The following is a 22,196-nucleotide window of genomic DNA, read 5'->3' as shown; positions in this document are numbered from 1 at the left end:
TGGGCGGGGATGGGGTCGGCGCGGTTCAGCGCCACTGCTCGCGCAGCTTGCGGCGCACGGTCACCGAACTCGCGCGATGCGCGCTGCCGAGCCGGCTGCCGAGGCCGCGCGACGGGTCGGCGCGAATCTCGTCGAAAGCTTCCTGCAACGCCTTTTCGACAGCGGATTGATCCGCGCCGTTGGGCGCATCGGCGTTCCTCACGCTCAGGAGCTTCCACAGCAGCCCGAGCGACGCATAGTTGTCGATGTCGTAGGCCATCGGCGGCACGCGTGCCGTGAACGCCTCCAGATCGGCTACCGAGCGTAGCGTAACCCGCGCGGCGGATTCCTTGCCCATCGCGTGAACCATGACCTGCGAATCGGCGAGCGCGATCAGGCGGTTGGCCTGATAGCCGTGCGCGAGAAACGCGCCCGACATCGCCCGTCCGACGATCAGCCCGATCACCGGATGACCGGCGAGGCGCGCGCTCGCATACGCATCGGCGGCGCCGGCGAGCGCCTGGTGGATGCCGTAGGCTTCCTCGCGCCGTCCGTAGGCCTGGCTCGCGACGTCGATCACGGCGACGATCGCGCGCTTCTCGTGGTCCTCGCGCCCGGCATCGGCGTCGATCACCTCGCGCACCGCTCGCGCGATCTCCCAACCCTCGATCAGTCCGACTTCGCCGCTGCGTGCGCGCGGGAACGCGTTATCCGGGTCGGGCACCACCGCGATGAAGCGCGCGGGATGCTCGCCGAGCCGCGCATCGACGACCCGCACCGAAGGCGGATAGCCCGCCTGCAACGGCGCGCTGTAAGTGAGCGCGTCGAGCCATACCGCGCCGCGCTTCGAAAGCTCCTGTGTGCTCATGACCTGAACCCCTTGCTGTAGATGGCGGCCGCCTGTTGCGGAGTGGCTTGCGCTTCGGGATCGACCTCGGCAAGCCGTTGCAGAAAGCCGGCCACGCATTCGCTGCGGCACGCTTCGGGACGTCCCGCGCGAAACCGTTCGATGACGGCGGCGCGGATCGCACTGGCGTCGTCGGCGGCGTACACGTCGACCAGCCCCGTGCGATGGCGTTGCTCGCCGCCCGTGAAGCTCCAGATCATCGGACGGTCGCGCGAATCGAATTCGGCGATGCCGGCCTCCTGCTCGATGACCGTGGGTCCGTTGAGTCCGAGGCGCGCTTCGCGGGTGGCGATCAGGTAGCTGCACAGGCCCGCCGCGATCGACATGCCGCCGTAGCAGCCGATCGGCCCCGCCGTGATGCCGATCACCGGCTGATAGCGCCGCAAGTCGACGATGGCGGCGTGAATCTCCGCGATCGCCGCGAGCCCGAGATTCGCTTCCTGCAAGCGCACGCCGCCCGTCTCGAAGAGAATCACGGCGCGCATCGGAATGCCGTTGCGGTTGTCCTCGGCGGCGAGTTCGAGGCTGCCCGCGATTTTCGCCGCGGACACTTCGCCCATGCTGCCGCCCTGAAAGCCGGCGTCGATGGCGAGCACGACCGCGGGCTGTCCGTCGAGCTCGCCTCGCGCGACCACGGTGCCGTCGTCGGCCTGCGTCACGATGCCTTGCCGCGCGAGCCACGGCGAACGCACACGCTCGAACGGATCGAGCAGTTCGCTGAAGGTGCCGGCGTCGAGCAGGTGTTTCGCGCGGCTGCGCGCGTCGAGTTCGATGAAGCTCTGGCGTTCCAGCAATGCCTGTGTGTCCATGATCGTCATGCTCCGCCGGTTGTCGCCAGTTGTTCCAGCACCTGGCCGATGCGCATGCGCACGACGGCCGGCGTCGCGCCGGAATCGTTGATCTCGATCTTCGCGGCCGGCAGCGTGCCGTCGCCGAAGATGCGTTCGAGCACGGCTTCCCAGACGCGGCCCATGCCATCGACGGAAGTCGTGATGTTCACCACGGTGCGCGGCGAGCCGTTCGCCTCGAGCAGCACTTCGAGGTCGCCCGACGCGACCACGCCCGCCAGCGCGCGGCCTGGCGCGGGTTGCCCCGCCGGGAATTCGAGGACGATGGTTTCCATATGCGTTCCTAAGCCTTCGTCGTAGGAGCGGCTTCGCGGTGAAGCCGGTTGAGAAAGAGGGCGGCGGCGAGCAGATCGGCCGCGCCGCCGGGCGACACGTGCAGTTCGACGAGCCGCCGGTCCAGCAGCTTCAAATGACGGCGGCCGGCAAGCGACGCGGCGCCGCCGAGCGCCAGCACGCGCCGCGCGCCGTCCTGCAACTCGACGAGCGCGCCGGGCCCGCCGCGTGCGAGCACGCAGGTATCGTCGAGACTCGCCATGATCGCGAGCAGCGCGTTCAGGCGTGCGGCCGTCTCGCTGTCGCCGCGCCGGCGCGAGCGTGAGAGTTCCGGCAGCGCCACGTCAACGACATGCGGAAAGCCGGCTTGCGCCTGGCCGCGCGCGCCGCCCACGTTGTAGTCGAGGCATGCCCGCTCGCCCTTGTTGCCGGTCAGCGCGGGCGCGTGGCGATCGGGCAGACGCGCGAGCGCTCCGGCGCGCGCGGCGATGGCGTGTGGCGTATGGTCGGCGGGGTCGGCGGGGTCGGCGGGGCCGGCCGCCGCGGCGGTCACGAGCAGCCCGAGCGCCCAGATCGCACCGCGATGGGTGTTCACGCCCTGCGTCGCGTCGAGCATGCGGGCTTCGCCGTCGCGCCCGATCGCGCCGATGCGCTCGCGCAGCGACTGCATACGTTGCAGCGACTGCGTCGGCTGCATCGGCTGCATCTCCTGGCCCGCGCGCGCCAGTTCGGTGAAGGTCGGCTGCAATGCAAGCGCCGACACGCACATCAGTTCCCAGTCGAGATCGTGATGCGCGCCGCGGCCGCGGATGTCGACGAGTCCCGGCTTCGGCGCGAGCGTGGCTTCCTCGATCAGCGCCGCCACCACGTGCTCGCCCAAACGCTCGGCGAGATCCGGTGTCGCGCGTGGCGCTCGCGCTACTGGCATGGCGAGGGTCTCGCGCATCACCAGCTCCTGAACCGCGCGGGCGGCTCATACAAACCGTCCGACCAGTCGACCAGATCGGCCATGCTCTTCGCGGCCAGCAGCGAACGGGTGGCTTCGCCGCGCTGAATGCCGAGGTCCTCCGGCAACGCGACGAAGCCGTCGCGGCGCAGCGTCGCGAGTTTGTCGGCGCTGCTCGTGAGGCCGATGGGCGTCACGCCCGCGACCGCCGCGATCATCTCCTTGCGATGTTCGAGCGAGCGCGCCTTGTACAGATAGGCGATGCCTTCCTCGGTGAGCACGTGGGTGACGTCGTCGCCGTAGATCATGACCGGCGCGAGCGGCATGCCGGACTCGCGGCCGACGTCGACCGCATCGATCGATTCGACGATGGTGGGCTGCCCGCCCGCCTGGAACGTCTCGACCATCTGCACGACGAGCTTGCGGCCGCGCTCCAGCGGACTGTCCGTTTGCAGTAGATCGAGCCACGCCGGGGTGGCATGGCGCCGGCCATGCGGATCGTGGCCCATGTTGGGCGCGCCGCCGAAGCCGGTGAGGCGGCCATGCGTGACCGTCGACGAGTTGCCGGCGCCGTCCATCTGCAAGGTCGAGCCGATGAACATGTCGACCGCGTATTGCCCGGCAAGCTGGCACATCGCGCGATTGGAGCGCATCGAACCGTCGCGGCCGGTGAAGAAGATGTCCGGCCGTTGCGCGACGTAGGCTTCCATGCCCAGTTCGCCGCCGAAGCAATGCACGCTCTCGACCCAGCCGGTTTCGATCGCGGGGATCAGCGTCGGATGCGGGTTCAGGGTCCAGTGCTTGCAGATCTTGCCCTTCAGGCCGAGCTTCTCGCCGTAGGTCGGCAGGAGCAGTTCGATCGCGGCCGTGTTGAAGCCGATGCCGTGATTGAGCGACTGCACCTGGTGCCGCTCGTAGATGCCGCGAATCGCCATCATCCCCATCAGCACCTGAACCGGCGTGATGAGACGCGGATCGCGCGTGAACAGCGGCTCGATGAAGAACGGCTTGTCCGACTGCACCACGAAGTCGATCCACGAGCCGGGGATGTCGACGCGCGGCAGGTCCTTCGGGTCGTCGACGATCTCGTTGACCTGCGCGATCACGATGCCGTCGCGAAACGCGGCGGCTTCGACGAGGGCGGGCGTGTCCTCGGTGCTCGGACCCGTGTAGAGATTGCCTTGCCGATCCGCCTTGTAGCCGGCGACCAGCACGACGTTCGGCGTCAGATCGACATACAGCCGCCCATACAGTTCGATGTAGGTATGGATCGCGCCGATTTCGAGGATGCCGTCCTGCAGGAACTGCGAGATGCGCAGGCTTTGCGCGCCGGCGAAGGCGAAATCGAGTTTCCTCGCGATGCCGCGCTCGAACAGATCCAGATGCTCGGCGCGGCTCACGCTCGGAATGATCAGATGCAGATCGTGGACGACTTCGGGGTCCACTTTCGCCAGCGAGCGCGACAGGAAATCGGCCTGCTTCTGGTTGTTGCCCTCGACGACCACGCGGTCGCCGGGGGCGATCAGGGCTTGCAGGACGTCGACGATACGCTCGGCGGGGAGAACCGCGCCGTCCGCGATCGCTGCGACGCGCGCGAGCCGGCGATGTTTTTCCGCGCGGCGGGTGGCCCAACGGGATGAGGACTGACTTTGACCGGACATGTGCGCTCTCGCTCAGGACATGAGGCGAGTCTAGGGAGCGGGGTATCCCGGTTCAATCACGTTCGGGACGCGTCTGTTATCCCAAGGGTAACGATCTGGCGAGCCGGGCGCTGAAACCGCGACAGGACGGGGCCGGCGGGGTCCCGATCGTTGTCCTGGGGTTTTCCCAGACGGCCGCGCATACGGGAGCGCAACGAACCCGCATTGCCAGATCGCACCCCGTCGCGCGGGGTGGCGCCGGGTAAGCCCCATCGCTCCTGAACCCTGACGCAAACGATTGGCGGGCGCATCGGCATTCAAGGACCGTCGTGATGCAGCCGACATAGCAACAAGCACCAGGGCAGCAGGTGATGGCCGCGCAGGGCGGCGAATATGACGAAACCGGCGAACGGTGGAGGTATGAAGCATGAATTCCAGACAGATGACCGTACGGGCGAAGCTCACGACGGCGTTCAGCGTGCTAGCGGCGATGGTGCTGGGGGTATCGGTGCTCGCGCTCGTTGCATTGAACGATGCGAACGAGCGCTTCTCGGATTACGTGAGCGGCATTAGCGCCCGCGCGGAGGTGGCCGCGAAGGTGCGCACCGCGGTCGACCGGCGTGCGATCGCCGCGCGCAATCTGGTGCTCGTGACCAAGCCGGCGGATCTGGAAATCGAAAAGGCCGCCGTGAACCAGGCGCACGCGGACGTGCAGGCTCGGCTCAAGCGACTCAAGGAGATGATCGCGAACGCCGGCGATGCGAACGAGGCGGCGCGAGCCCTGGTGGCCGACATCGACCGGGTCGAGGCCCAGTACGGGCCGGTCGCGCTCGCGATCGTCGACGCCGCGTTGAACAAGCGGCACGAGGAGGCGATCGCCATGATGAACGAGCAATGCCGTCCGCTGCTCGCGGCGCTCGTCAAGGCGACCAATACGTATAGCGAATTCACCCGCAACCGGGCCCAGGCCCTGATGCAGGTGTCGGCCCAACACTACGCGACGCAGCGCATGCTGCTGATCGGCATCTGCCTCGCGGCAATCGGCGCGGCGCTCGTCGCGGCATTCCTGATTACCCGTAGCGTGACGCGCGCACTGGGCGCGGAGCCGGCTGCGCTGGGCGAGGTGACCCGGCGCGTGGCCGGCGGCGATCTCGGCTCCGTGCCGGGCGCGCAGGCCGCGCCGCGCGGCAGCGTGCTCGCCTCGATGGGCGAGATGCAGGCGAGCCTCGTGAAGCTGATCGCCCAGGTGCGGACCTCGGCGGACAATATCGCCACCGGGTCCAGCCAGATCGCCTCGGGCAACCAGGACCTGTCGTCGCGCACCGAACAGCAGGCGTCGTCGCTGCAGGAAACCGCGTCGAGCATGGAAGAGCTCACGTCCACGGTGAAGCAGAACGCGGAGAACGCGCAGCAGGCGAGCACGCTCGCCGCCAATGCCTCGGAAGTCGCCCTGAAAGGCAGCGCCGTGGTCGGACAGGTCGTGGAGACGATGACCGACATCAGCGAGAGTTCGACCAAGGTCGCGGATATCACCGGGATCATCGAAGGCATCGCGTTCCAGACCAACATCCTCGCGCTCAACGCGGCGGTGGAAGCCGCGCGTGCCGGCGAGCAGGGCCGCGGCTTCGCGGTGGTGGCGAGCGAGGTCAGAAGCCTCGCGCAGCGTTCGTCGAGCGCGGCCAAGGAGATCAAGGATCTGATCAACGCCTCGGTGCAGAAGATTCACAACGGCTCGACGCTCGCGGGCGAGGCGGGCAAGACGATGGCCGAAGTCACGCAGGCGGTGGCGCGCGTGACCGACATCATGGGCGAGATCGCCGCGGCCTCGGGCGAGCAAAGCCGCGGCATCGAGCAGGTCAACGTGGCGATCACGCAGATGGACACGGTCACGCAGCAGAACGCCGCGCTCGTCGAGGAAGCGGCGGCCGCGTCGACCTCGCTGGAGGACCAGGGCCGCCAGTTGACCGAGGCGGTGGCGTTCTTCCGTCTCGACGGCGCGCGCGCGTGAGGCCCGGCGCGTAAGTCGCGAGAGGGGCGGCGAACCGTGCCGTGGTTCGCTCGCGCCCGTCATGGACATCGGCGCGAGACCCCCGCCGCGATTCGCTCGCTCAGGCCAGCCACGTTTTGATCGTGGCGGCCATCGTGCCGGTCGAGATGCCATAGCGGTCGTGCAGCGTGGGCAGCGCGCCGGCGGCGAGGAACGCGTCCGGCAGCGCGATCTGCCGGAACGCGGGCGTGACGCCCGCGCCGAGCAGCGTGCCCGCCACGGCTTCGCCGAGCCCGCCGATCACCGTGTGGTTTTCGGCCACGACCACCATGCGGCCCGTGCGTTTCGCTTCGTGCAGGATCGTCGCCGTATCGAGCGGCTTGATGGTCGGCACGTGCAGCACGCCCACGCCGACGTTGTCCGCTTCGAGCGCCTTCGCGACTTCCAGCGAGCGCATGGTCATGATCCCGGACGAGATCAGCAGCACGTCGTTGCCGTCGCGCAGCAGCTTCGCCTTGCCGAGTTCGAAGCGATAGTCGTATTCGTCGAGCACGGCGGGCACGTTGCCGCGCAACAGGCGCGCATAGACGGGGCCGTCGTGCGCGGCGATCGCCGGCACCATCTGCTCGATGTCGAGCGCGTCGCACGGATCGATCACGGTCATGTTCGGCATCGCGCGCATCAGCGCGAGGTCCTCGGCGGCCTGGTGGCTCGGGCCGTAGCCTGTCGTGAGCCCCGGCAGCGCGCAGACGATCTTCACGTCGAGGTTGTCCTCGGCGATCGCCTGATGGATGAAGTCATACGCGCGGCGCGTCGCGAACACCGCATACGTCGTGACGAACGGTTGCGCGCCTTCATGCGCGAAGCCGGCCGCCGCGCCCATCAGCAACTGCTCGGCCATGCCCATCTGGTAGTAGCGCGCCGGAAATTCCTTCGCGAAGATGTGCAGGTCGGTGTACTTGCCGAGGTCGGCCGTCATGCCGATCACGTTCGTTCTGGTGCGCGCCAGTTCGGCGAGCGCATGGCCGAACGGAGCGGAGCGCGTGAGCTGGCCTTCGCCCGCGATCGACGCGATCATCGCGGAGGTTTTCAGGCGCGGCTTGTTCTGGATCGTGCTCATGCTTGTCTCCCGGCTTCGAGTGCGTCGAGCGCGAGTTGCCACTCGTGCGCATCGACGCGGATGAAATGGTTCTTCTCGCGTTCCTCGAGGAACGGCACGCCGCAGCCCATCTTCGTATCGCAGACGATGATGCGCGGTTGCGGCTTGTCGTGACGGCGGGCGTTATCGAACGCGCGCTTCACTGCGTCGATGTCGTTGCCGTTCACGCGCTGCGTGTACCAGCCGAACGCTTCGAGCTTGTCGACCAGCGGCTCGAACGCCATGACCTGCGTCGAGGGGCCGTCGGCCTGCTGGTTGTTCACATCGACGATGGCGATGAGGTTGTCGAGCTTCCAGTGCGCGGCGGACATCAGCCCTTCCCAGATCGCGCCTTCGTCGAGTTCGCCGTCGGAGAAGAGCGTGTAGACGAACGCATCCGAGCCCCGATGCTTCAGACCGAGGCAGCGGCCCACCGCGATCGTCAGGCCCTGGCCGAGCGAGCCGCCGGACATTTCCATGCCGGGCGTGTAGCTCGCCATGCCCGACATCGGCAGACGGCTGTCGTCGCTGCCGTAGGTTTCGAGTTCGTCGGCGGGCAGAATGCCGGCTTCGAAGAGCGCGGCGTAGAGCGCAATCGCGTAATGCCCGTTCGACAGCAGGAAGCGGTCGCGTTCGTCCCATGCGGGATCGTCGGCGCGGTAGCGCATCGCGCCGAAATAGGCGACAGCCAGCACGTCCGCGATGTCGAGTGCCTGGCCGATATAGCCCTGGCCCTGTACTTCACCCATCAGCAGCGCGTTTCTGCGAATCCGGTACGCGCGCTCGGCGAGCGTGGCGTCCTCGGTAAGGGTTGCGTTGTCCATGTACGACTCCTTTGATATCGAGAGATGTCCGGTCGTTCAGCGGTTGACGGACCTGGCCGGCACGAGGAACACGAGCAGGGCGCCCAGCGTCACCGCGATCGAGATGAAGATGAGGCCGGCGGTGGACTTGCCCGTCAGATCGTTGAGCCAGCCGACGATCGCGGGCGAGAAGAACCCGGCCAGATTGGCGAAGCAGTTCACGGCCGCGATGCCCGCCGCGGCGGAGATGCCGCCGAGGAGCGCGGTCGGCAGGGACCAGAACTGCGACGACGACGCGAGGATGCCGGCCGCGGCGATGCTCAGGCAGACGATCGACGCCGCGACACTGCCGAGCAGCGGCAGCGTGGCGAAACCCGCGGCGGCGATCAGCATCGGAATCGCCAGATGCAGGCGGCGCTCGTGAAAGCGGTCCGCGCTCATGCCGACCAGCGGCAGCGCGACGATCGCGCACAGATACGGAATCGCGGTGAAGATGCCGACCCACAGCGGGTCCGCGACGCCGGACTTGCGAATGATGGTGGGCAGCCAGAACGTCAGTCCGTACTGACCGAGCACGACGCAGAAGTAGATCGCCGCCATCAGCCACAAACGTCGGTCGCCGATGAAGGCCTTGATCGACAGATGCGCGGTCTTGTGCGCGTTGTCGCCGGCGACATTGCGCGCGAGCAGCGCCTTCTCGGTATCGGTGAGCCATTTCGCGTGGGCGATGCCGTCGTCGAGATACAGCAGGATCGCCACGCCGAGTACCAGCGACGGCAGTGCTTCGAGCAGGAACAGCCACTTCCAGCCCGCCATCGAATAGACGCCTTGCAGCGAGTGCATGATCAGGCCCGACAGCGGGCCGCCGATGATGCCCGCGAGCGGAATCGCCATGAAGAACAGCGACAGTGCTTTCGCGCGGCGCGCGGAGGGAAACCAGTACGTCATATAGAGGATGACGCCGGGCGCGAAGCCCGCTTCGGCGACGCCGAGAAGAAAGCGCAGCACGTAGAAGACGGTTGGCGATTTGACGAACACGAAGCTCGCTGAAATCACCGCCCACGTGAGCATGATGCGGGCGAGCCAGCGGCGCGCGCCGACCTTGTGAAGAATCAGATTGCTCGGCACCTCGAAGAGGAAGTACCCGAGAAAGAAGATGCCGGCGCCCATGCCGTACACCGTTTCGCTGAAGCGCAGGTCGCTCAGCATTTGCAGCTTCGCGAAGCCGACGTTGACGCGATCGAGGTAGGCGCCGAGATAGCACAGCATCAGAAACGGAATGAGCCGGCGGCTGACCTTGGCGTAGGTTTTGGCTTCGAACGTCGGCGAGTCGCTACGGGAAATCGCATCGCCCGTGACGGGCGGCGCGCTGTATCTGGATTTCATGGTTGTCTCCTGTCGATCGGAGTTGGCGCTTTAGCGCTTACTCTGGTCCCATGCTTCGCGGTCGACCAGAGTTGGCGCTTCAGCGCTTACTCCGATCCCATGCCAAGCTGCCACGGCCCCGGGTTGTCCCAGGTGCACGCGAACCCAAGCCGCGCAAAAACGCGGCGCTATTTAGTGATTTAGTGAATCAGCATGCCGCCGTTCACATCGAGTGTGACACCCGTCAGGTAACTCGACAGGTCGCTCACCAGAAACAGGCAAGCGTTCGCGACATCGGCGGCGTCGCCGAGGCGTCCGAGCGGAATGCCCTTGATGATCTCGACGCGCCTCTCCGGCGTGAGCTTGTCGCCCGTGATGTCGGTCTGAATCAGACCCGGCGTGATGGAATTGACGCGAATGCGGTTCGGACCGAACTCGCGCGCCATCGCCTTGGCGAGTCCGAGGACGCCGGCCTTCGCGGCGCTGTAGTGCGGGCCGCCGAAGATGCCGCCGCCGCGCTGCGCCGACACCGACGACATGCAGACGATGCTGCCGCCGTTCTGCTCCTTCATCGCGGGAATCACGGCTTGCGACATATAGAGCGTGCCGCGCAGATTGACGTCGACGATCGCGTCGAAGTCCTTGCCGCCGATCTCCAGCGTGCGAACCGGCTGCGTGATGCCGGCATTGTTGACGAGCCCGTCGATCCGGCCATAGCGCTCCAGCGTGGCGCGCGCGGCCGCGACGCAGGCGGTCTTGTCGGTCACGTCGCACGCGAGTCCGAGGTGTTGCGTGCCGAGGTCGGCGGCCGCCGCCTGCGCGTCCTCCTCGCGCAGATCGAGGATCACCACCTGCGCCCCCTGGGCGGCAAGCGCTTTCGCGGTTGCCTTGCCGATACCGCGGGGCGATGCCGCGCCCGTCACCATGATGATTTTGTTCTCCAGCAACATCGCTTGTCTCCTGAGTGTTGATTTGATGCCTGAAGTGTCGGCTCGCGGGCCGGCGGCATCAACGCGGAAACGCTCAACAATGGCTGAGAAAAATTCAGGTATTCAGGTGTGTCGACTGTGGCGGGCGCGAAGCGCTCCGACTATCGCCGAGCCGCGGAAGAGGCGGCGGCCTCGCGCTCCATCCACGCAAGAAACCGTTCGACGCGCGGCAGTTCCGCGTTCTGCTTCGGGTAAACCAGGTGGTGCGCGCCGACCTCGACCGCGCAGCTATCGTCGAACACTGGGACGAGCAGGCCGTCCCTGATTTTCACCGACGCGAGCATGAGGCTTTCGAGCGCGATGCCGAGGCCGAGCGCCGCCGTTTCGATCGACATGTACGAGCGGTCGAAAGAAAAATCGAACGTCTTTTGAGGCGCGGACACGCCCGTTCTGCCGAACCATTGCTTCCACTGGACGAGCGGCGTTTCCGAATAGATCAGACGATGCGCCAGCAGATCCGCCGGCGTGTTCACGGGATGCCGTTCGAGATACTTCGGCGCGGCCAGCGGGGCAATGAACTCGCCCCGGATGGTTTTCACTTCCAGATTGCTCCAGTTGCCATAGCCGTGACGGATGTCGATGTCGTAGTAGCCATTCGAGAAAGACACGTTCTCGTACGAGCAGGCCAGATTGAGCTGGATGTCGCCGTTCGCCTCCTGAAAGGACGACAGCCGCGGAAGCAGCCACATGAGGCCGAAGCTCGGGCTCGAATGCACGCGCAGGATGTCCACTTCCTGGCGGCTGGACGCACGTTCGGTCGCGCGGCTGAGATCGGCCAGCGATCCCGTTACGTCGGAGAGATAGCGCTCGCCGGTCGGCGTGAGCACGAGGCCGCGCCCGGACCGCTGAAACAGCGGCTGGCCGATGATCGACTCCAGATTGCTGAGTTGATGGCTCACCGCCGAAGCGGTCAGGCCCAGTTCCTCGGCCGCGCGATTCACGCTTTTGGTTCGGGCCACGCTTTCGAACGCGATGATCGCCTTGAGCGGTGGGATACGCATGGGGAATTTTTCGGTTGCGGGTGAAGGGCAGGCGAATGAAAGCGGCTTGACATGCATTATCCGTTTTTCGCTCCCGAAGCGCGATCGATGCGGGGCGAGTTTGCCCGAGGCGCGAACCGCTAGTGCCGCTCGCGTGGTCCGATCGCATGACGATGGGCTGGTTTTGGAATCCCGCAAACGTTTTGCGGGTTTTTTATTATGTTTGGCCGGTCGGCCGAGGAGCGGCGAAAATCCCGCCAAAATTTAACGTTTATCCCCGTAATCAGGTTTTTTGGACTTTATCGCGTCATTCGAAAAACACCAGAATTTGCGAAGTCCAAGGGCAGAGCGAAGCGATCCGGCGCAGTGCGCGAAAACAAAATTAATTTATGAAGCGGAAAGCTTTTAGAAGGAACGCGGATCAGAAAGTATTGGGGCGATCGGCTCGCGCCATGTCTCATTAGAGCCTACGGAAAATCGCGCTTTATTGTCCAGGTTTCAGGCAATTATTGCCTGAAAACGATTCTGCTCGATAGAGGGAGGTAAGAATAGCCGAGCCACAGCCCACCGCGCTTCGCTCTTGCTAGGCGACGGAAAGTGCCGTCAACGGCCCCACCCAGGCGGCGGGAGTTTCGCTTTTATGCACGTTTTTTCGCCGATCCGCGAACCTTGCAATTGGATTGCGCACCGCACGCTTTGCACGACCGCCCGCCAAAAATTTCAAATGCTTTCAGCTCCGTTAACTTTTGTCAAATCCATGGCTTGCTTAAACATTGCCGCTCGCAACGGTAAAACGTTTGCGAGGTTCTGTTTGCTGGAAATAGCCAGCAGGTTATTAAAGTTTGCCTGGTTTTGACGATCTCAACGGCATGCTTTCAACCACAGAATAGTGGTGCGCTTGAAAAAAAGAGCTATTAGAATGCGCTGCCTGGACGAAAGGCGCTCATTAACGGGTAGATGGGCGATGGCGGCCGTGTTCGACGCGGATCGGTAAAAGCAATAAAACCGAAGAAGAAATCACATGACCTTGGGGATTCAAACGATATTCGAAGCACGGCCGGCGCTTTGCGATGCATCTCGGAACATGTCGGGGCCGTCGCGGCAAGAGCGGCAAGAGCGGCAAGAGCGGCAAGAGCGGAAAACGGCCCGTCCACGCTTCGTGATGCGCGCCTTGAGCCGCGCGGTTGTCGCGGTGCTCGCTTTGGGCGGCGCGAATGCGATCGCTCAGCCGGCACAAGCGCAGCCGCAGCCGCAATCCGCGCCGTTGTCCGCGCAACCGCAACCGCAACCGCAACCGCAACCGCAACCGCAACCGCAACCGCAACCGCAACCGCAAGCGACCGAACCGCATCGCGCGCCGTCCGTCAACCTCGCATTCTTCGACGGCGCCAACGTGCCGGTCGATCTGTTGCAGGCCTTCGACGCCGTTGTCGTCGATCCCGCGCACGGTTTCGATCCGTCCGCGCATCCGTTGCGCCATACCGCATGGCTCGCGCGCACGCATGCGGATGCCGCCGCAGGCACGCCGGCCGCCTTCGTCGCGAGCCAGATCGAGCCGCTGTGGCAGCGCGGTTTTCGCGGCTTCCTGCTCGACACGCCGAACGCCATTGCCGCCATCGACGCGATACGCGCGGCGCATCCCGACGCGCGCCTCGTGATCGGCGGCGCCGACGCGCTGCAACTCGCGATGCCGCATGCCAACGCGCTGTACGCGGTGGCCGGTCCGTCGCTCGTCAGCGGCGTGAGCGCGAACGGCGCGTTGCAGACCGTCGTGTCCGCGGACGAGCGCGCGGCGCGCGTCGCCGGCGCGCAAGCATTCATGCAGCAGACCGGCGTGCCGGTGGTGTCGATCGAATACTGCCCCGCGGACGATCGCGCCTGCGCCCGCAACACGGCCGCGCAGGTGGCGGCGACCGGCGTCACGCCCTACGTGACCGACGTGGCGCGCGGCGTGGTCGGCATCGGCGCGATCGAGGTGCTGCCGCGCAAGGTGCTCGTCGTGCAGGACACGGGCGACGATCTGCTGCTCGACGAAACCCCCGGCGTGCGCGATCTGGCGACCCCGCTGAACTATCTCGGCTACGACGTCGAGTACGCGAACGTCAACGACACGCTCCCCGGCGACATCACGCCCGACCGTTATGCCGGCGTCGTCGCGTGGTTGCAGGGCAGCGGCACGCAGGACAGCGCGGTGTGGCGCGCATGGGTGGATGCGCGCATCGCGTCGCACGTGCCCGTCGCGTTTCTCGGCCAGTTCGGTTTCGACGCGGCCGAGGACGAAGGACGCGCGCTCGATCTGCAAGCGGTGCCGGGTCCGTTCAGCGACAAGGTGGAGGTGGTCTCGCGCGATCCGATGGTCGGCTTCGAGATCGATCCGAAGCTCGGCCCACGCGATCTGACGGGCGTGCGGGTCGGCGCGGCGAGCCGGCCGCTGCTGCGCGTGACGAGCGGCCAGGCGACCCTCGACCCGATCGCGATCACGCCGTGGGGCGGCTTCGCGATGAGCCCGTACACGGTCGTCTCGCTCAACGGCATCGACCAGGAACGCTGGGCGATTCAACCGATCTCGTTTCTCACCGCCGCGTTGCGCCTGCAGCGCATGCCGTCGCCGAGCGTGACGACGGAGAACGGGCGGCGTCTTTTCATGTCGCACGTCGACGGCGACGGGTTCGCGTCGCGCGCCGAATTTCCCGGCGCGGACTACTCGGGCGAAGCGCTGTATCAGCAGATTTTCACGCGCTACAAGGTGCCGATGACGCTCTCGGTGATCGAGGGTGAAGTGGGGCCGACCGGCCTCTATCCGAAGATCTCGCCGCGTCTGGAAGAGATCGCGCGCAAGATGTTCGCGCTGCCGTATGTCGCGATCGGCACGCACACGTACTCGCATCCGTTCGACTGGGGCAGCGTGGACGCGAAGACCGGCGAGCGCGTGGACCGCGGCGGCGGAGACACCGCGTTTTCGCTGGTCATTCCGAACTACACGTTCGACATCGACCGCGAAGTGACGGGCTCGATCGATTACATCAACACGCGCCTCGCGCCGCCGGGCAAGAAGACGGCCATCCTGCAATGGCCGGGCAACTGCAAGCCGCCCGCGCTCGTCGTGCGCAAGGTGTATGCGGCGGGCGTCGCGAACGTGAACGGCGGCGACACCGTCATCACGAAGAGCGCGAGCAGTTGGACCAACATCGCGCCGATCGGCGTCGACAAGGGGCCGGGCGCGTACCAGGTGTATGCGCCGAATCAGGACGAGAACGTCTACACGAACGACTGGCTCGGCCCGTTCTACGGCTTCACGCGCGTGCTCGAAACCTTCGACATGACGGACAAGCCGTTGCGCTTCAAGCCGATCGATCTGTATTACCACATGTACAGCGGCACGAAAGTCGCCTCGCTGCGCGCGCTCGATCAGATCTTCACGGCGGTGCTCAAGCAAGCCGTGCTGCCCGTGCAGATGACCGACTACACGCAGAAGGTGCTCGACTGGCGTTCGTTCGCGGTCGCGCGCGCGGTGCGTGGCGAGACCGATGCAGATGCAAACGCAGATGCCGGCAAGCCTGCGGGCGGCGACTGGATCGTGCGCGGCAACGGCGAGGTGCGCGAGCTGCACTGGCCGCTGTCGAGCGCGCCGGATCTGCGCGCGTCGGCCGGCGTCACCGGCTATTCGGCGGGTCCGGACGGCACCTATATCCACATCGCGGACGGCGCGGCGCGCGTGTCGTTCAAGCCGGCCGATGCGAAGGCGGGCGCGTTGCCCTACATCGCCGAAGCCAACGGTTTCGTGCGCAATTTCAGGCGCAACGCCAACGGCATGTCGTTCGAATTCGGCGGCTACTACCAGCCGTTCGTCAGGCTCGCCAACGCGCGCGGTTGCAGCGTGAGCGTCGCGGGACACGCGGTCGCCACCCCGCGCGACGGCGCGGGCGTGCGCTTCGATACGCCGGCCTCCGCCGGTTTGCAGGTGAACTATCAGCCCGTCGAGATTGCCTGTGAGCGCTAAACGTCCCCGTATCGCACCGACCTGGCTCGTCTGTTTGCTGGCGGGCGTCGTGCTGCTGACGATCTACGGCGTGTCGCCGCGCGGCGGCTTGCGCCAGCGCGTGGCGTCGGTCGGCGCGCCCAGCGAATTGAGCGTCGCGTATCTGGAAGCCTGGTCGAAAGTGCGGCCCGACAACGAAGAGTTCCTGTCCCTGCTCGGCGCGCAGTATTCGTATCTGGGCCGCACCGCCGACACCGAGCGGATCGCCGCGCGCATGGATGCGCTCGGCACCGACGACATGCGCCGCGGCGCGACCATGCTGCGTCTTTCGGCGGCCGAGCAGCGCACCTTTGCGATCGCCGAGGACGATCCGCGGCGCGCCCGCGAGTTGAACGATCTGCGCGCGCATCTGCAAGAGGCGGCCAGGCTGCAATGGGCGCCGAAGGATCTCGAATGGCTCGCGCAGCGCGCGGCCGGCGTCGGCTTGCCCGATCTCGCGATGCAGCTTTACGCGCGGCTGTCGGCGCACGATCCCGATGGCCGCGCGAAGTGGGACACGCAGATCACGCGTTACGCGCTGCAAGTGGGCGACTATCGCGCGGCCGCGGACGCCTGGTTCCGTGAGCAAGCGGCGGCGCGCACGCGCGACGAGCAGCGCCGTTGTTTCGTGGCCGGCGTGCGCGCATTGCAGTCGGGCAATCTGCTGGACGAAGCGCTCGCGGCGGCGGACGCGCATGGCGCCAGGCTCGCCGACGACCCGGCCACGCTGGTGGTGTTGCTGAATCTGGCGCGCGCGGCGAATCGTCCGCAAGCCGTCGATCGCTACGCGAAGATGCTGGCGCGTTATGCGTCGCTCGGGCCGCGCGATGGGGCGAGGGATTTCGCGCCGCGGCAGCAGCTTGCGCAGTACGCGTATCGGGATGGTCCTGTGGCGCAGGGTGGTGGCTTCGCGCTCGCGAGTCTGCGCGCGGCGATGCGCGGTGATGTGCGGGGGCGGGGCGCGGCGGGTGTGGTTCGTGTCGCGGCTGTGGGGGAGGTGGCGGGTGTAGGCAGCGCAGCTAGCGGAGCCAGCTTAACTAACGCGGCCAGCCTGGCCGACAAAGCAAGCGGAGCTAACACAGCAAGCATAGCTAGCGCAGCAATCGCAGGCAACAAAGCAAGCGCAGGTAGCACATCCAGCGCGGCGATCCCCCAAACCCTCGCCATCGCCGACACCGTATTCCAGGCGTTCGTCGAATCCGGCGATTTGCCGAATGCGCAGAAAATCGCCGCGCAACAGGTGCAGCGCGATCCGCGTTCCGCGCTGTGGGTCAAGCGTCTCGCGCAGGTGGCCGAATGGAACCGCGAGCCCACGCTGGCGCTGAAGTCGTGGCTCGAATACGCGCAGGTGTCGAACGATCCGGTCGGCTGGCGCAACGTGCTGCGCATCGCGCCGATGCTCAACGACGACGAAGCGTATCTGGTCGCGCTGGTTCATCAGGCGCGCGCCACGCCCGGCGATATGAAGCTGGTCGATAGCGTCACCGCGACCTATGAACGCCTCGGCCGTCCCGACGACGGTCTCGCCTTCCTGCGCTCGCTGCCGCGCGGCGTGAATGGCACGAACGGCGTGAATGATACGAACGGCGCGAACGGCGACGCGATCGATCAGCGCATAGGCGGCCTCGCCGAACGCGCGGGCCACGACGACCAGGCGCTCGCCATCTACCGCGCGGTGCAGGCGCGTCATCCGAACGACGCAACGGCGGCATTGCGCACCGCGAGCGTGCTGTATCGGCAGGGCGACTATCGCGCATCGCTGGCCGCGTTGAGCGCCGCGCGCGCCGGCGCGAAAGACAGCGAGCCGATCTTCTGGCGCAACTACGCGGAACTCGCGCGCCTGCTGCAACGCGACGGCGACGCCAACGAAGCGTATCGTCACCTGCTCGCGAGCGGCGCGGCCACGCGCGAGGACCTCGGCGAAATGACGGACTTCTACGATCCGTATCCGATCGACGCGGGCCGCATCGCCGAATTGCGTTTTCACCGCGAGCACAGCGCGCGTGCGTTGCGCGACGCGATCTATTACTACCTCGACGCCCAGGCGCTGGACCGCATCGCCACACTGCTCGCGAACCTCACGCCCGACGAGCGCAAAACCGCCGAAGCGTCGCCCGCCTTGCTCGGCGTGCGCGCCGAATACTATCGCCTGATCGGTCAACCGCAAAACGCGCTCGCCGATCTGAAGCGCGCGGTCGATCTGCCGGGCGCGGGCGACGACGTGAACGCCGCCTATCTGTGGACGCTCGTCGACTACGGCAGCGATGCCGACCTGCGCGCGGCGCTCAAGCGCTGGCGCGGCAGCGCCGCGCAAAGCTCGGCGTTGTGGGGACCGTTCGCCGCGGCCGAAATGCGCCTGAACCGGCCGGTCGCCGCGCTCGAATATCTGCGCCGCCAGGCGGGCATGATGTCGCGCGATCCGCTGTGGCTGCTCACCTATGCCGACGCCCAGGAACAGTCGGGACACGCGGGGCTCGCGTGGACGATCCGCAAGAAGGTGTGGCTGCAATTGCAGAGCGAACAGGCCAGGCTTGTGGAAGAGCGCGATGAGTCGGGTGTGTCGGGCGCATTGAACGCAACGAGCGTGTCGAAGGTGTCGAACGCGTCAAGCACACCGAGCACATCAAGCACATCGAGCGTGTCGAACGCATCGAACGCATCGGGCACACCGAACACACCGAGCACATCAACGCGCGGCCGCCTCGCACGAGACGCCGAAGCGGCGGCCGATCTGCGCGGCCGGCGCGTGACCTTGTCGACGGAATTCGCCACCGGCGACGTCTCCGCCGCGTTGCTCGACGACCTCATGTCGGCGCACGCGACGCCCGCCGACCTCGCGCAAACGCGCCGCACGCTGATCGGCCACGTGAAGGGTCTGCCGGGCGGCGCGCCGATGCAAGGCGCCGATCTGCCGCAAAACGCACGCTTGCGCGGCGCGGTCGCGAAGGATGTGGCGATCGCATGGGCGCTGTCGCACGAAAGCAATCCGCTGGCGAAGCGCTGGCTCGCGCAGCAGTATGCCGAGCGCCTGTCGCGTCCCGCCGACGCGCGCCTGACCATCGCGCTGGCCGAGAACGATGTCGGTGAAATGGAGCGCCTGCTCGACCAGGAACGCTCGCGCTTGCCGATCTACGACCGCATCGACGCGACCATCGCCGTCGATCATCCCGACCGCGCGCAGCAGCTTGCCTTCGACGCGCTCGGCGGCGCGCCCGAGGACACCGAACTGCATACGCGGGTCACGGAGACCGCGCTCGACTGGCCGCAATCGCTCGACGCGAGCGTCACCAACTACGTCGAGCATCCGCTCGATTACGTCGAGGCCACGCTCGCGGGCAGCCGCAAGATCGCCGAGCGTTATCTCGTCGGCGTGACGGCGGTCCAGCATTTCCAGCATTCGACCGACATCACGCAGCTCGTCAACGTGCCTTCGGTGGACCGCTGGCTCAACATCTACGGCGAGCGGCGCACGCGCGATACGTCGTTCACGATCACGGGCGGCCGGCGCGTCGCCTCCGCCTCGTTCTATACGCTCGACCTGGCGGGCGAGGTGGGCCGCAACTCGGCGCTCACGCTCGGCCTGCGCGCGGGCCGCAACCAGGTCGCCGACGAAACCCAGGCGCTGCTGGTCGGCGGCATGAAGGACAACCTGATCGGCGACCTCACGTATCGGATGACGCAGCGCCTCACGTTCAGGGGCAGCGTGGAGGCGGATCGTTTCTACAGCCAGGCGCGCACGTATCTGGGCAGCGGCGTGCTGTCGACGGGCGAGGTGAGTTACCGGATCCGCACGCAGTACCCGGATTACACGCTGCGCGCGCTCATCACGCACGGCGGCTACGGCGCGAGCGGCCAGGCCGACGCGCTGATCACGCGGCTGTTGCCCGTCGCCTTGCAACCGGCGACGCCGCGCGACTTCATGCCCGATACCTACACGCAATACGGCTTCTTCCTCGGCGCGGGCAACGATCTGCTCGAACAGTACACGCACCGCTGGCGGCCTTTCTTCGACGTCGGCCTGCTGCACGACTCGATACAGGGCTGGGGGCCGCAGTTCAACGTGGGTATCGCGGGCACCGTGTTCGGCGGCGATCACCTGGCCGTGTTCCTGCAACACCAGCGCGTGTCGAAGATCGGCACGCCGGTCACGGTGCTGGGCGCGCGCTATAGCTGGTACTACTGATTCCGTTCGATTTTCCGTTCTATTGGCGACGCAGGCGGACCGCGCCTGCGATGAATAACGACGTTACTGAGGAGTGGTTCGATGAACAACATGAAAAGATGGCGCGGCCTCGTCAAATGGTCCGCGGTGGTGGCGGCGTCCGCGCTCGTGCTCGGCGCCTGCGGTTCGATTCGTCAAACGGGTTCGCCGGCGCTCGGCGTGAAAGACTCGGTGGCGATCGTGTCGATGGCGAACTTCACCGAAACGCCGGCCGCGGGCAGCAGCGCCGCCGCGATCGCGGCGAACACGCTGCGCGCGAACGGCTTGACGGACGTGCGGATCGCGCCCGCCGATGCGTCGGCGAACGCGATGTTCGACACCGCGCAGCGCGAGCTCGGCGAGAAGAAACTCGCCTGGGCGCGCGAGCAGCACGTCAAATACGTGTTGACCGGCGCGGTGGAAGAGTGGCGCTACAAGGTCGGCGTGGACGGCGAGCCGGTGGCGGGCGTCACCTTCGAACTGATCGACGTCGCCTCGGGCCAGGTCGTGTGGAGCGCCACGGGCTCGAAGAGCGGCTGGACGCGTTCGAGTCTCGCGAGCGTCGCTTCGTCGCTGATCGGCAGCCTGTTGTCGCCGCTGCGCTCGCGCGGTTGATGCGCGGGTTGCTTCAGGTTTTGCTTCACATCTTGCGTCACGTCCCGCGTCGCGCAAGCACGCTGTCATCCGTATCTCGACACGTCATGAGGAGTCGGCTGTGAATACCGTCACCGCGCAATCCGCCGCCAGTGCGGCAAAGCCGCGCCATTCGAATCCGCTCGGCAATCTGAGCGCGTTGCGGCGTTTCGTTGCGCCCGCGGTGGCGCGGCCGTTTTCCATCGTCGAGACGATCGCGTTCGTCGCGGCCATCGGCGTCCTGAGCTGGGCGCTCGACCGCAACGATCCGTTCCTGCTGCACGCGGGTTTTCCGTGGCTGTGGTTCGCGCCGCTGATCGTCGCGCTGCGCTACGGCACGCTGCTCGGTCTGCTGGCGTGCGCGATGCTGATCGGCGCATGGCAGGTCCTGATGCGCGGCAGCGCCGACGCATGGCCGACGCTGTTCTTCACCGGCGGCCTGTTGCAGACCATCGTCGCGGGGCATTTCGGCGATACGTGGGGCAACCGCGCGCAGCGCGCGAACGCGTTGAACGATTACCTGAACGACCGGCTCGTCGCGATCACGAACAGCCATTACCTGATGCGCCTGTCGCATGAGCGGCTCGAAAAGGACCTGTTGTCGAAGCCGACCACGCTGCGCGATTCGATCACCGAGTTGCGCCGCCTGTCGGTCGCGCACGGGCTCGACGCCGTGCCGATGACGCCGGCGCGGACGCTGCCGGGCGCGCAGGCGTTGCTCGAATTCGTCGCCCAGGCGTGTCAGATCGAAGTGGCCGCGCTGTACGCGGTGCACGAGAGCAAGCTCGCGCATGAAGCGCTCGCGCGCATCGGCGATGCGTTCGAACTGGAACCGCGCGACGAACTCGTCGCCCGCGCGCTCGAAACGCAAGCGGTCGCGCATATCAGGAGCGGCGGGCATCCGGCCACGCACACGAGCCTGCTGGTGTGCGCGCCGGTGATCTCGGCGGACGGGCGCCTGCTCGCCGTGCTGGCGATCAGGCGCATGCCGTTCCTGTCGCTGAACTTCGACAACCTGCAATTGCTGCTGGTCCTGCTCGGCTACTACGCCGACGGCGTCGAACACTCGCGGCAGGTGCGCACGATCCTGCATGCGGTGCCCGACTGCCCGTATGAATTCGCACTCGACGTGAGCCGCCTCACGCGCCTCGAAGGCACGGCGGGCATTACCTCGTCGCTGGTCGCGCTGGTGTTTCCGCACGACGACGAAGGCGATTCGTTCTTCGAGCATGTGATGCGCCGCCGCCGCGCGCTCGATCTGATGTGGCCGGTGAAGGCGGCGGGGCGCTCGGTGCTGATCAACCTGATGCCCGCCACCGATGCGACCGGCGTGGACGGCTATCTCGCGCGGATCGAAGCGAGCCTGCGCGCGCAGTTCAATCTCGATCTGGAAGGCGCGCGCATCGGCGTGCATACGCTGCATCTCGGCGGCGGCGAGCCGGGCGCGGCGCTGAAGCGCCTTCTCGTGCGCAGCGGTCTCGAGGTCTGA

Annotated in this window: 14 protein-coding genes and 1 pseudogene; 5 read left to right on the top strand and 10 right to left on the bottom strand. The window is 66.6% G+C overall.

Translation table 11 applies throughout. The features are described from left to right. Nucleotides 1–25 precede the first annotated feature (25 nt). From mdcE to mdcA, 5 genes are read right to left on the bottom strand one after another with little or no spacing between them, the layout of a single operon-like run. The gene (gene mdcE, locus BUE39_RS00560; RefSeq protein WP_073426716.1) at nt 26–847 is read right to left on the bottom strand and encodes a biotin-independent malonate decarboxylase subunit gamma; all 822 of its coding nucleotides are present in this window, start codon (nt 845–847) and stop codon (nt 26–28) included. Then, nucleotides 844–1,695, bottom strand: coding sequence for a biotin-independent malonate decarboxylase subunit beta (locus BUE39_RS00555; protein WP_084561344.1), 852 nt, complete (start codon nt 1,693–1,695; stop codon nt 844–846). The genes mdcE and BUE39_RS00555 overlap by 4 nt, the downstream gene beginning before the upstream one ends. Before the next feature lie 5 nt (nt 1,696–1,700). Beyond that, the gene (locus BUE39_RS00550) at nt 1,701–2,009 is read right to left on the bottom strand and encodes a malonate decarboxylase subunit delta (RefSeq protein WP_073426714.1); all 309 of its coding nucleotides are present in this window, start codon (nt 2,007–2,009) and stop codon (nt 1,701–1,703) included. 8 nt (nt 2,010–2,017) lie between these two features. Then, nucleotides 2,018–2,953 carry a triphosphoribosyl-dephospho-CoA synthase gene (locus tag BUE39_RS00545; protein WP_073426713.1) on the bottom strand — a complete coding sequence of 312 codons (936 nt, stop codon included), beginning with the start codon at nt 2,951–2,953 and terminating at the stop codon, nt 2,018–2,020. Continuing rightward, nucleotides 2,953–4,614, bottom strand: coding sequence for a malonate decarboxylase subunit alpha (gene mdcA / locus BUE39_RS00540; protein ID WP_073426712.1), 1,662 nt, complete (start codon nt 4,612–4,614; stop codon nt 2,953–2,955). Before mdcA ends, BUE39_RS00545 begins: the two co-directional genes overlap by 1 nt. A gap of 406 nt (nt 4,615–5,020) precedes the next feature. Here mdcA and BUE39_RS00535 point away from each other — a divergent pair. Further along, nucleotides 5,021–6,598 (top strand): annotated as a pseudogene (locus tag BUE39_RS00535) (methyl-accepting chemotaxis protein); the annotation flags it as partial. Between the two features lie 103 nt (nt 6,599–6,701). On the opposite strand, the gene BUE39_RS00530 reads toward BUE39_RS00535, so the two are convergent. The 5 genes from BUE39_RS00530 to BUE39_RS00510 form a co-directional block, all read right to left on the bottom strand. Beyond that, a complete protein-coding gene (locus BUE39_RS00530) occupies nt 6,702–7,700 on the bottom strand; it encodes a transketolase family protein (RefSeq protein WP_073426711.1) in 999 nt (332 codons plus the stop codon). Then, complete coding sequence (locus tag BUE39_RS00525) at nt 7,697–8,542, bottom strand: transketolase (RefSeq protein WP_073426710.1); 846 nt, start codon at nt 8,540–8,542, stop codon at nt 7,697–7,699. Before BUE39_RS00525 ends, BUE39_RS00530 begins: the two co-directional genes overlap by 4 nt. Nucleotides 8,543–8,578: 36 nt before the next feature. Then, the gene (locus BUE39_RS00520; RefSeq protein ID WP_073426709.1) at nt 8,579–9,907 is read right to left on the bottom strand and encodes an MFS transporter; all 1,329 of its coding nucleotides are present in this window, start codon (nt 9,905–9,907) and stop codon (nt 8,579–8,581) included. 179 nt (nt 9,908–10,086) lie between these two features. Further along, nucleotides 10,087–10,836 carry an SDR family NAD(P)-dependent oxidoreductase gene (locus BUE39_RS00515; protein WP_073426708.1) on the bottom strand — a complete coding sequence of 250 codons (750 nt, stop codon included), beginning with the start codon at nt 10,834–10,836 and terminating at the stop codon, nt 10,087–10,089. A gap of 140 nt (nt 10,837–10,976) precedes the next feature. Continuing rightward, a complete protein-coding gene (locus tag BUE39_RS00510) occupies nt 10,977–11,876 on the bottom strand; it encodes a LysR substrate-binding domain-containing protein (RefSeq protein ID WP_073426707.1) in 900 nt (299 codons plus the stop codon). A 1,141-nt stretch (nt 11,877–13,017) separates the two neighbouring features. On the opposite strand from BUE39_RS00510, the gene BUE39_RS00505 reads away from it, so the two are divergent. From BUE39_RS00505 to BUE39_RS00490, 4 genes are all read left to right on the top strand, one after another. Then, a complete protein-coding gene (locus BUE39_RS00505) occupies nt 13,018–15,855 on the top strand; it encodes a polysaccharide deacetylase family protein (protein ID WP_412534830.1) in 2,838 nt (945 codons plus the stop codon). Continuing rightward, nucleotides 15,845–20,056 (top strand): tetratricopeptide repeat protein, encoded by a 4,212-nt coding sequence (locus BUE39_RS00500; protein WP_235004782.1) that lies wholly within the window; start codon nt 15,845–15,847, stop codon nt 20,054–20,056. Before BUE39_RS00505 ends, BUE39_RS00500 begins: the two co-directional genes overlap by 11 nt. A gap of 81 nt (nt 20,057–20,137) precedes the next feature. After that, entirely contained in the window at nt 20,138–20,689 is a 552-nt protein-coding gene (locus BUE39_RS00495; RefSeq protein ID WP_073426704.1) for a penicillin-binding protein activator LpoB, read from the top strand. A gap of 100 nt (nt 20,690–20,789) precedes the next feature. Then, the gene (locus BUE39_RS00490; RefSeq protein ID WP_073426703.1) at nt 20,790–22,196 is read left to right on the top strand and encodes a PelD GGDEF domain-containing protein; all 1,407 of its coding nucleotides are present in this window, start codon (nt 20,790–20,792) and stop codon (nt 22,194–22,196) included.

Origin of the sequence: Paraburkholderia terricola (genome assembly GCF_900142195.1) — a bacterium.
Taxonomy (GTDB): Bacteria; Pseudomonadota; Gammaproteobacteria; order Burkholderiales; family Burkholderiaceae; genus Paraburkholderia; species Paraburkholderia terricola.
Note: the sequence above shows the minus strand (reverse complement) of the source record. Positions and strands in the feature narration are given on the sequence as shown.